2 protein-coding genes are annotated in these 2,936 nt (G+C 73.7%); one reads left to right on the top strand and one right to left on the bottom strand.

What is annotated here, in order from left to right; all coding sequences use genetic code 11:
• Window positions 1-42: 42 nt before the first annotated feature.
• Entirely contained in the window at window positions 43-1,884 is a 1,842-nt protein-coding gene (locus HCN56_RS26790; RefSeq protein WP_312871419.1) for a peptidoglycan DD-metalloendopeptidase family protein, read from the bottom strand.
• A 579-nt stretch (window positions 1,885-2,463) separates the two neighbouring features.
• Here HCN56_RS26790 and icmB point away from each other — a divergent pair.
• On the top strand, window positions 2,464-2,868 hold the full coding sequence (icmB, locus tag HCN56_RS24190; protein ID WP_167974575.1) for a coenzyme B12-dependent isobutyryl CoA mutase small subunit: 405 nt from the start codon (window positions 2,464-2,466) through the stop codon (window positions 2,866-2,868).
• Window positions 2,869-2,936 lie beyond the last annotated feature (68 nt).

The following is a 2,936-nucleotide window of genomic DNA, read 5'->3' as shown; positions in this document are numbered from 1 at the left end:
GGGCGGTCCGCATCGGCGGACCGCCCCTCGTCGTTCCCGGCGTCAGTTGGGGGAGAGCCCCTTGCTGCGCAGCCACGCGGCCGGGTCGACCGCGGCGCCGCCCGCGGGCCGGACCTCGAAGTGGAGGTGCGGGCCGGTGGACTTGCCCGAGTTGCCGGAGTAGGCGATCACGGTGCCGGCCTTGACGGTGCCCGAGTAGTGCACGTGGCTGGAGAGGTGCGCGTACCAGGTCTCCGTGCCGTCGGGGGCGGTGACGATCGCCAGGTTGCCGTAGGACGGGTTGACCAGGGTGCGGACCGTGCCGTCGGTGGCCGCCCGGATCGGCGTGCCGTAGCTGACGGGGAAGTCGATCCCGGTGTGCATCGACATCCAGTTGATGCCGGACTGCCCGTAGACCGCGCTCATCCCGCGCTGGTCCACCGGCACGAAGAACTTGGGCCGCAGTTCCTCCTGGCGGGCCGCCTCGGCCTCTGCCTCGGCCTGCTCCTCGGCCTTCTTCTTCTCCAGGTCCATGCGCCCCTGGGTGCGGCTGGCGCGGTCCGCGTAGTCGTCGGCCGCGGCCGTCAGACCTTCCAGCTGCGTGTCGAGGCGCTCGTTGGCGGCGGCGGTGCGCTCCGCGGCCGCCGCTTCAGCCGCGGCGAGAGCCGCCTCGTCGACCTCTGCCTCGGCGTCACCGGCCGCGGCCAGCGGCAGGTCGTCCTCGGAGTGGGAGGTGCCGTCGGGGGTGGTGATCGCCGACGCGGCGACAGCGGAGACGCCCAGGACGCACAGGGACGGTGCGGCGACGGTGAGCAGCGCCGAGCGCTTCGGCTTGGGGCGACGGCGCGCCCGGCGGCTTCCCGGGTGGGGGCCCTCGACGCCCTGCGCGCCCTGGCGGGCGGCGGAGGCGGCGAGCACCTCGGCGTACGGGTCGTCGGCGAGGGCGGGCGGGGGCGAGGCCGGACGGTCGGAGTCGGCCGGTGGCTCCTCGGCCCAGCCGGTGCCGTCGAGGCCGCTGTCCTCGCCGTACTCGGCGTGGGCGTGGCCGTCGTGGGTGTGGCCGTCGTGCCCGTGTCCGGCGCCGTGGCCGGCGTCCCCGTAGGTGCTGCCGTGCGTCGGGTCGAACTGCTCGGCGCCGTAGGGGTCGTGGCCGTAGCCGTCCTCCGGGCCCGCCGACGTCGCGTAGCCGACGGGGTCGCTCTCCCAGCCGTCGTGCGCTGTGCCGGGTGCCGCGCCGTCGTGACGTCCGCCGTCGGCCTGCGCGGGGATGCCCTCGGTCCTGGCGTTCCAGGACTCCCAGTCGGCGGTGTCCCAACCGGTGGCGTCGGTCGCGGTGACGGTGGCCTGTTCGGCCGGCGCGGTCATGGTGGCGGTCGCCGTCCCGCCGTCCCACTGCTGCTCGCCGTAGGCGGCGGTGGCGTCGTAGCCGTCGTGACCGCCGGTGGTCCGTCCGGTGCAGGAGGCGTCGACGACGGGGGTGCCGTGGGCGGGGGTGGCGTCCCACGCGGTGGTGCCGTACTGGCCGTTGCCGTAGGCGGCGGCCTGCCCGTAGGGGTCGTGGCCGTAACCGCCGTGCTGCTGGGGGGCGCTGCCGGCGTGGTCGCCACCGCCGAACGAATGGGCGTGGCCGCCGGCTGCGTGCCCGAGGAGCGGATCGACTCCGAGGGGGTCCGCGCCGTAGGGCGAGGGCTCCGTCAGCCCCGGCCCGGGGTGGCCCGGTTGCTGCCCGAGGGCGTCCTGGCTCTCGTACCCGAAGGGGGAGGAGCCCGCCTGGTCCGGGTAGGCGTGACCGTAGGACGCCTGGGTATAAGCGGAGTAGTCGGCGGAGTACCCCGATGCGGGGTCGCCGCCGCCGTCAGCTGTGCCGGTTGGGTACGGGTGCCCCGACAGGTGACGATCGTTCACCGACCATGCCTTCCGGCTCGACGACAGAGGCGGGGCGTGGCCCCGGCGGCTGTAGTGCGGCGACTGTACCCGCCGCTGTGCGCGGGCGACAATCTTCCCGCTGCCCGGCCGCGGAAGGAAACGGGCATTCGGTCGACTTTGCCGGGGCCGCCCATGACTACTGCACCGCACATTCGATTCCCGTTCGATCGTTCGAACCGTGGTGTCGGAGGTGGAACGCCCGGAACTGCGGGGATACGGGGCGCAGGTGGGGGCCGCGCGCGCCGCTGACCTCCGCTTCGACTGTGCGGCTTTCGTGACCGACCCACCCTCCGTTCGGTACCCCTGGTCCCGGGTACCGCCCCTAGGCTGGAATCCGTGCGCCCCGCGATGCCCGACCGTGTGTGCGGCCCGGGGGTCGGGCGTGTCGAGCGGTGTCCGCAGGGGGGCGCGCGTCCGGGTGGCTCGGCTACCGGATGTCATCGCGAAGGTCGACCGTGTGATTTCTCCCTCTGCGCGTATCGCTCAGGCCGTGGCGTGCGACATGCTGTTGCTAACGCGCGTTCACTCGGCACTGAGGCCGGGGCATGGGAGGTAGTGATGGATGTGTCGGGGCCGATTCGTGTGGTCGTCGCCAAACCGGGGCTCGACGGCCATGACCGCGGGGCCAAGGTGATCGCCAGGGCGCTGCGGGACGCGGGTATGGAGGTCATCTACACCGGGCTCCACCAGACGCCGGAGCAGATCGTGGACACCGCGATCCAGGAGGACGCGGACGCCATCGGCCTCTCCATCCTCTCCGGCGCGCACAACACCCTGTTCGCCAAGGTCATCGCGTTGCTCAAGGAGCGGGACGCCGCCGACATCACCGTCTTCGGCGGCGGGATCATCCCCGAGGACGACATCGCACCGTTGAAGCAGCAGGGTGTTGCGGAGATCTTCACCCCCGGCGCGCCGACCGGGGACGTCGTCGCCTGGGTCAGGGCCCACGCCCGCGCCGCCTGACGCCGAGCGCCCGCGTCCCCCGGCCGTCGCCGCCCCGGCCGGGGCCGCGGCCTGCCGGTGACCGGCGC

Source organism: Streptomyces lonarensis, assembly GCF_012033735.1.
GTDB lineage: Bacteria > Actinomycetota > Actinomycetes > Streptomycetales > Streptomycetaceae > Streptomyces > Streptomyces lonarensis.
The sequence above is the reverse complement of the archived record's forward strand: the minus strand, read 5'-3'. Positions and strand labels throughout refer to the sequence as shown.

Coding starts and splice junctions, on each gene's coding strand:
- icmB (WP_167974575.1), top strand. CDS start 2,464: ATGGATGTGTCGGGGCCGATTCGTGTGGTCGTCGCCAAACCGGGGCTC.